The following is an 8168-nucleotide window of genomic DNA, read 5'->3' on the forward strand; positions in this document are numbered from 1 at the left end:
GGGTTGCTCGCGGTGGTCGCGGGCCGGTCATGCGGTCGTTGCGTCCTCAAGGTGCGGCGGGGCCGGACGAATCGGTGACGACGTCCGCCAGCCAGGAATCCACGGCCGCCGCGGTCGTGCCGGCGTGGTCCTCCAACATCGAGTAGTGGTTTCCGGTCACTTCGACGACCGTGTCCACGTGCTCCGGCGGTGCCGCGCGTCCGTCGCCGTCCGCGGCGCCGGCCAGCATGGGCTCGCTCGCCCGTACGAGCAGGGTCGGCGCGGCGATCTCCGGCGCGGCCCAGTCGTCGAACAGGCGCATATAGCGGCCCATCGCGGTGAGCTGTTCGCCGCCGGACCTCATGAAGTCCAGGCGCTGCGACTGCGCCTGGGCCATCGCGTTGAGCACCTGGTGGTCGAAGGGGACCTCTCGGCTGAAGCTGTCGACCATCACCACGGCCGCCGGCTGCTCGCCCATGGCCTCCAGGTGTGCCGCCACGCCGTGGGCGATCCAGCCGCCCGAGGAGTAGCCGAGCAGGACGACCGGCTTTCCGCCGGCGCACTCCCGTACGGTCCCAGCGTGCAGCCGGAGCACGACGTCCAGATCGGACGGGACCGGCTCGCCCTTCTCGTAGCCGGGGTGGACCAGCGCCCACATGTCCAGCCGGTCGCGGAAGGGTGTGGCGAACCGCGCGTACTGGTGCGCCCCAGCCGGTACGACGTACGGCGAGAAGCACATCAGCGCCAGGGGACGGTCACCTTGCGACAACCGTACGGGGGCGGGCCGCTGGGCCAGTTCCTCGGGCCGCTCGAACGAAGGCCGGAAGCGGGCCGCCTCCATCAGCATCCCCATGGCTTCGGCGGCCGTCCCGTTCTCGCTCGCGTGCCGGTAGAGCTGCACCAGCATGTCGGCGGGCCGCTCCTCCGCCGCGCCCCGGCCGGCGCCCTGGAGCCGCGTCAACAGGTGCTTGGCGAGCCTGGCGGGCGTGGGATGGTCGAAGGCCAGCCCGGCGGGCAGGTGGAGACCGGTCGCCGCCGACAGGCGCCGGCGCAGGTCTATCGCGGTGAGCGAATCGAAGCCGAGCTCCAGGAAGTGCGCGGTGGGCAGCACGTCCTCGGCCGACGCATGACCGAGGACCACGGCGCTCTGGGAGCGGACGTGCTCCAGCAGCCGCTCCTCCTGCTCGGCCGGGGCGAGTCCGGCGAGCTCGGTCGCGAGCGCCGCTCCGGCGCCGGAATCCTCGCCGACGGCCTGCTCGGTCTCCAGGAGCCGCTGTACGTCGGGCAGGTCGGCCAGCAGCGGGCTGGGCCGTCCCACGGTGAAGGCGGGCAGGAACTTCTCCCAGTCGATCGGGGCGACGGTGAGGGCCGCCTCGTCGTGCTCGACGGCCTGGCGCAGGGCGGAGATCGCGAGCTCGGGGGCCATGACACCCAGGCCCCGCCTCTCGCCGCGCTCCTGGACCGCGTCGTCGACCATGCCGCCGCCCGCCCAGCCGCCCCAGGCAACCGAGGTAGCGGTCAGGCCGCGCGCCCGCCGCCGCAATGCCAGGGCGTCGAGGAAGGCGTTGGCGGAGGCGTAGGAGGCCTGCCCACCGCTGCCCCAGACGCCGGCACCGGAGGCGAAGAGGACGAACGCGTCCAGCTCACGGCCGTCGAGCAACTCGTCGAGGTGGGTGGCGCCGGTGACCTTGGAGGCCGCGGCTTCGGCGAACTCGTCGAGACCGGCGTCGGCCAGCATGGACGACCGTGCCGTGCCGGCGGCGTGCAGCACCGCGGTGAGCGGGTGTCGGGACTCGATGCCGGCGAGCAGCCGCGCGACCGCATCGCGGTCGGCGATGTCGCAGGCGGCGATGGTCACTTCGGCGCCCAGGGCGGTCAGCTCCGCGTGCAGTTCTTGCGCACCGGGGGCGTCGGGCCCACTCCTGCTGGTGAGCACCAAGTGCTGCGCGCCCGCGCCGGCCAGCCAACGGGCGAGGTGCCGGCCCACGCCGCCGGTTCCGCCGGTGACCAGGACGGTGCCGCGAGGCCGCCACGGTGTCGCGGGCTCCACGTCGGCGGGCCGCGCCCGGACCATGCGCCGGCCGTACACACCGTCGGCACGTACGGCGAGCTGGTCCTCGTCGTCCTGGGCCAGCGCTCCGGCCAGGCGGCGCAGTGCCTGCTCGTCCAGGTTCTCGGGCAGGTCGACGAGACCGCCCCAGCGCCGGGGCAGTTCCAGCGCGGCGACGATGCCCAGGCCCCAGAGCTGTGCCTGGCCGGCGTCGAGCGGCGGGTCGGTGGCTCCGGTGGACACGGCTCCACGGGTCGCGCACCACAGCGGCGCCTGGACATCCACGTCGCCCAGCGCCTGCAACAGGGTGACGGTCGTGGCGAGGCTCGCGGACAACGTCGGGTGGTCCGGGTGGCATCCGGGGGCGAGGCCGAGCATCGAGAGGACACCGGCGGGCTGTTCGCCGCCGAGTTCCTCGGCGAGCCGGTTCGCGGCCTGCGCGCGGTCGCAGTCGACGGGGAGTTCGACGACCCGCACCTTGGCGCCGTGGGCGCCGAGCACGCCGACGACGCAGGGCGCCCACTGCTCGTCCGCCAGTCCGGCGGGGAGGACGGCGAGCCACAGGCCGTCCAGGCCGGGGGCCGGGTGGTCGGTCAGCCGCCGGAAGGAGACGCGGTAGCGCCAGCCGTCCACCGTGGACTTCTCGCGGCTGCGCCGACGCCACGCGGACAGCACCGGCAGCGCCGGGCCGATGAGGGCGGCGTCGTCCGCCCCGAGTTCATCGGCGAGCCCGGACAGGTCCGTGTTCTCCACCAGTTCCCAGAACCCGGCCTCGACCGGATCGGCGCCCGCAGGCACCGGGTCGGCGCTCTCCAGCCAGTACCGCTGGCGCTGGAACGCGTACGTCGGCAGGTCCACGCGCCGTACCGGACGCCCGGCGAAGGGTAACGTCAAGTCCACGTGTACGCCGCTCACGTGCAGTTCGGACACGGAGCGCAGAAAGCGGTCCATGCCGCCCTGGCCTCTGCGCAGCGAGGCTCCGGTCACGGCGTCGGCACCGGCTTCCTCAGCGATCTCCTGCACCGCGTCGGCCAGCAGCGGGTGCGGGCTGCACTCGACGAACACCCCGTGCCCGTCCGCCAGCAGCGTCCGTACGGTCCGCTCGAACTCCACCGTGTGCCGCGCGTTGCGGTACCAGTACTCGGCGTCCAGCGCGGTGGTGTCCAGCACCGTGCCGGTCACCGTGGAGTAGAAGGGGACGTCCGCCGCTCCCGGCGCGACCGGGGCCAGCAGCTCAAGCAGTTCGGGGCGCAGGCTCTCGACCTGGGCGGAGTGCCCGGCGCCGGTGGCGCCGCGGACCTTGCGCACGCGCACGCCCTCCTCTTCGAGTTCCGCCAGGAGTTCGTCGACCGCATCGGGCTCTCCGGAGACGGTCAGGGCGGCGGGCCCGTTTACGGCGGCAACCGACAGCCGGTCCCCGTACTTCTCCAGCCTCGCGCGGGCCCGGTCGGCGGGCATGGCGACCGCGAGCATCGCGCCCTTGCCCATGAGCTTGGTCAGCGAGCGGCTGCGCAGGGCCACGATCCGGGCCGCGTCGTCCAGCGTCAGCGCGCCCGCGACGTACGCCGCGGCGACCTCGCCCTGCGAGTGGCCGACGACGGCGGCAGGCGTCACACCGTAGGAGCGCCACAGGGCGGCCAGCGACACCATCACCGTGAACAGCGCGGGTTGGGCGACCTCCACCTCGGCCATGCTCGGTGCGCCCGGCTCGGCACGCAGAACCTCGAGCAGCGGCCAGCCGACGTAGGGGGCGAACGCCTCGGCGCAGGCCTTCGCCTGTTCGGCGAAGACCGGGGAGATGTCCAGCAGTTCGCGGGCCATCTCCGTCCACTGCGAGCCGTGACCGGGGAAGACGAAGGCGACCCTGCCGGAGGCTGCGGCGGTGCCCTGGACCACGGTGTCCGCGGGTTCGCCGTCGGCGAGCGCCGCGAGCCCGGCCCGCAGCTCGTGCCGGTCACGGCCGACGACCACGGCCCGCTGCTCCAGCTGCGTCCGCGTGGTGACGAGAGCGCGGCCGACGTCGGGCAGGGAGAGCCCTTCTGCGCGGTCGAGGTGGTTCAGCAGCCGGCGTGCCTGCTCGCGCAGGGACCGCGCGGTCTTCGCGGACAGCGCCCAGGGGAACACGTCCACGGGCAGGGCGGCGGTGGCGTCCTGTGTTTCGGGGAACTGCTTGTCCTCGGCGGGCCCGGTCTCCGGGGCCTGCTCGATGATGGTGTGCACGTTGGTGCCGCTCATCCCGAACGAGGAGACGGCCGCGCGCCGGGGCCTGGCGTGGTCGGGCCAGGCGGTCTGCTCGGTCAGCAGGCGCACGTTCCCGCTGGACCAGTCGACGTCCGCGGTCGGCCCGTCGACGTGCAGCGTCTGCGGCAGAACGCCGTTGCGGATGGCCATCACCATCTTGATGACGCCGCCGACGCCCGCGGCCGCCTGCGAGTGGCCGATATTGGACTTCAGCGAGCCGAGCCACAGCGGTCGGTCCGCGGAGCGCTCCCTGCCGTAGGTGGCCAGCAGCGCCTGCGCCTCGATCGGGTCGCCGAGCCGGGTGCCGGTGCCGTGGGCCTCCACGGCGTCGACCTCGTCCGGGTCGAGCCGGGCGTTGGCGAGTGCCTGCCGGATGACCTGCTGCTGGGCCTTGCCGCTGGGCGCGGTCAGCCCGTTGGAGGCGCCGTCCTGGTTGACGGCGCTGCCGCGCACCACGGCCAGGACCTCGTGGCCGTGGCGGCGCGCGTCGGAGAGCCGCTCGACGAGGACCAGGCCCACGCCCTCGGCGAAGCCGGTACCGTCGGCGCAGGCGGCGAACGCCTTGCAGCGGCCGTCGGGGGACAGCGCCCGCTGTCTGCTCGACATCGTGAAGGCGGACGGGCTGGACATCACCATCACACCGCCGGTCACCGCCATCGAGCACTCGCCGTTGCGCAGTGCCTGAACCGCGAGGTGCAGGGCGGTCAGTGATGACGAGCACGCGGTGTCGACGGTGACCGAGGGGCCTTGCAGTCCGAAGGTGTAGGAGAGGCGGCCGGCGATGACGCTGGCGGAGTTGCCGCTGGAGAGGTAACCCTCGACGCCGTCGGGGACCTTGAGCGGTCGGGCGGCGTAGTCCTGGTAGCCGGAGCCGATGAACACGCCGGTGTTGGTGGAGCGGACCCTGTCGGGGGCGATCCCGGCCCGTTCGAAGACCTCCCAGGTGGTCTCCAGCAGGAGGCGCTGCTGCGGGTCCATCGCGACGGCCTCGCGCGGGCTGATCCCGAAGACGGCGGGGTCGAACTCCGTGGCGTCGTACAGGAATCCGCCCTGAGTGGTGTAGGTGGTGCCGGGGTGGTCGGGGTCCGGGTGGTAGAGCTGCTCGACGTCCCAGCCCCGGTTGCCGGGGAACTGCGAGACGGCGTCGCGTCCGGAGACGACCAGCTCCCACAGGTCCTCTGGGGAACTCACGCCGCCGGGGTAGCGGCAGGCCATGCCGACAATGGCGATGGGCTCGTCCAGTACGGCGGCGGCCGCTGCCGGGGCAATGTCCTCAGGGCTCCGGCTGCCGGTGAGTTCGGCCCTCAGGTGGGCGGCGAGGTCGGTGGCCGTGGGGTGGTCGAAGACGAGCGACGTGGGCAGGGCCAGACCGGTCTCCTCGATGAGCCGGTTGCGCAGTTCCACCGCGGTCAAGGAGTCGAAGCCGAGGTCCCTGAAGGGCCGGTCGACCTCGATCGAGCCGGCCCCGCGGTGTCCGAGCACCCCGGCCGCGTGGCTGCGGACCAGCTCCACCAGGGTGCGTTCCTGCTCCTCCGGCGAGAGCCCGGCCAGGCTCTCGGCGAGCGCCCCGGAGCCGTGGGGCTCGTCGGGGGTGTTCTGTGCGAGTGCTTCCCGCACTTCGGGGAGGTCACCGAGCAGCGGGCTGGGGCGGCCGAGGGTGAACGGCACGATGAAACGGGCCCAGTCGACGTCGGCGACAGTCAGCAGGGTTTCGTCGCGGCCGAGTGCGCGCTGCAGCGCGGTGATCGCCGACCGGGGTGCCATCGCGCACAGTCCGCGGCGGCGCAACCGCACCTCGTCGTTGCCGTCCTCGACCATGCCGCCGTCGGCCCAGGGCCCCCAGGAGACGGAGGTCGCGGCGAGTCCGCGGGCGCGGCGCTGCCGGGCGAGCCCGTCGAGGAAGGCGTTGCCGGCCGCGTAGGCGGCCTGGCCGCCGCTGCCCCAGACGCCGGAGATGGAGGAGAACAGGACGAAGGCGTCCAGCTCCTGCTCGCCGAGCAGTTCGTCGAGGTGTGCCGCTCCGTCGGCCTTCGCGGCGAGCGCTGCGGCGAACGCATCGGGGGTGGTGTCGGTGACCAGGCCGGGGTCGGCGACTCCAGCGGTGTGCACGACGGCGGTGAGGGTGTGCTCGGCGAGCAGGGCCGCCACGGCCTCGCGGTCGGCCACGTCGCACGCGGTGACGGTGACCCGTGCGCCCAGGTCCTCCAGTTCGACGCGCAGTGCGGCGGCGCCGGGGGCGTCCGCGCCCCGGCGGCTGGTGAGGACGAGATGGTCGGCGCCCTCCCGTGCGAGCCAGCGGGCGACGTGGCCGCCCAGGGCGCCGGTGCCGCCGGTGACGAGGACGGTGCCCCGGGGCCCCCAGCGGCGGGTGGCCGGGCGGGCCGGTGCGTGCGCGAGCCGCCGGGCGAAGACGCCGGAGGCGCGGACGGCGAGCTGGTCCTCCGCCCACCGGCCCGCCCGTACCTGGCTCAGGATGCCGGCGAGGCGGTCGGCGGCCTGGTCATCGAGAGTCATGGGCAGGTCGATCAATCCGCCCCAAAGCCGGGGCAGTTCCAGGGCGACGGTCCGGCCCAGGCCCCAGACCTGGGTGTGCCGTGCGTCGCGCACGGCTTCGGAGCCGTCCACGGCCACCGCGCCCGAGGTGAGGCACCACAGGGGGGCCTCGATGCCCGCGTCGGCCAGGGCCTGGACGAGCAGCAGTGCGGGCAGTACGGGGTTGCCGGTGACGAGCAGTGACAGCACGCCGTCGACGGGGCCGAGCCCGGCTACCTCCCGGGCCACTTCGGTGCGGTCACTGGCCGGGCCGACGACCAGGGTCCTCAGTTCGGCGCCGCGTGCGGTGAGCGCGGCGCGGACCGGGGCGATCTGTTCATTCTCCTCCGACACGGCCAGCAACCATGTGCCGGTGCGGTGCGTGCCGTTGGGGTCGGGGATCCGCTTCCACACTTCGTGGTAGCGCCAACTGTCCACCTCGGACTGTTCCTTGCGCTGCCGCCGCCACGAGGAGAGTCTGGGCAGCACCTCGCGGAAGGAGTCGTCGGGGTGGATGTCGAGTGATCCGGCGAGGGTCTCCAGGTCCTCGCGCTCCACGGTCTCCCAGAACTCCGCGTCCACCGGATCGGCCACCGGGGCGACCGGCTCCGGCGCCTCCACCCAGTACCGCTCGTGCTGGAACGCGTACGTCGGCAGGTCCACCGTCCGGGCGCCGGGGAAGAGCGCGTTCCAGTCGACCGGGATGCCGTGGGCGTGCAGTTGGGCGACGGCCGTGGTGAGCGCCCTTGACTCGGGGCGGTCGGCACGCAGCACGGGGACCGTGATCGCCTTCCCCAGGCAGCCCTGGGCCATGCCGCTGAGGACGCCGCCGGGTCCGATCTCCACGAAGGTGCTCACGCCCTGCTCGTGCAGGGTCTGGATTCCGTCGGCGAAGCGGACAGGTTGACGGACGTGGCGGACCCAGTAGTCGGCGGTGTACGCCTCGACGAGCCGGCCCGTAAGGTTGGAGACGACCGGGATCTTCGGCTTGTCGAACGTCAGCTCCCGCAGGACCTGCGCGAACTCGTGGAGCATGGGGTCCATGAGCGGCGAGTGGAAGGCGTGGCTGACCTTCAGCCGGGAGGTCTTGCGGCCCTGCTCGGTGAAGAGCGCGGCGACTTCGAGAGCTGCCGCTTCGGCGCCGGAAATCACCACGGACTGCGGTCCGTTGACGGCCGCGATACCGACGTTCTCGGTGAGGTGGGGAAGGACCTCGTCCTCGGTGGCCTGCACGGCGACCATCGCGCCGCCTGCGGGCAGGGCCTGCATCAGCCGGGCGCGGGCAGAGACCAGCTTCGCCGCGTCCGGAAGCGACAGCACCCCGGCCACATGCGCGGCCGCGATCTCACCGACGGAGTGGCCCGCC

1 protein-coding gene is annotated in these 8168 nt (G+C 73.4%); it reads right to left on the bottom strand.

Annotated features, from left to right (window positions below; genetic code table 11):
* Nucleotides 1-46: 46 nt before the first annotated feature.
* A partial coding sequence (locus tag AAW14_RS25610; protein WP_265566285.1) for a type I polyketide synthase occupies nucleotides 47-8168 on the bottom strand: 8122 nt, incomplete at its 5' end.

This window comes from Streptomyces hygroscopicus, from assembly GCF_026168105.1.
Lineage (GTDB): Bacteria > Actinomycetota > Actinomycetes > Streptomycetales > Streptomycetaceae > Streptomyces > Streptomyces hygroscopicus_D.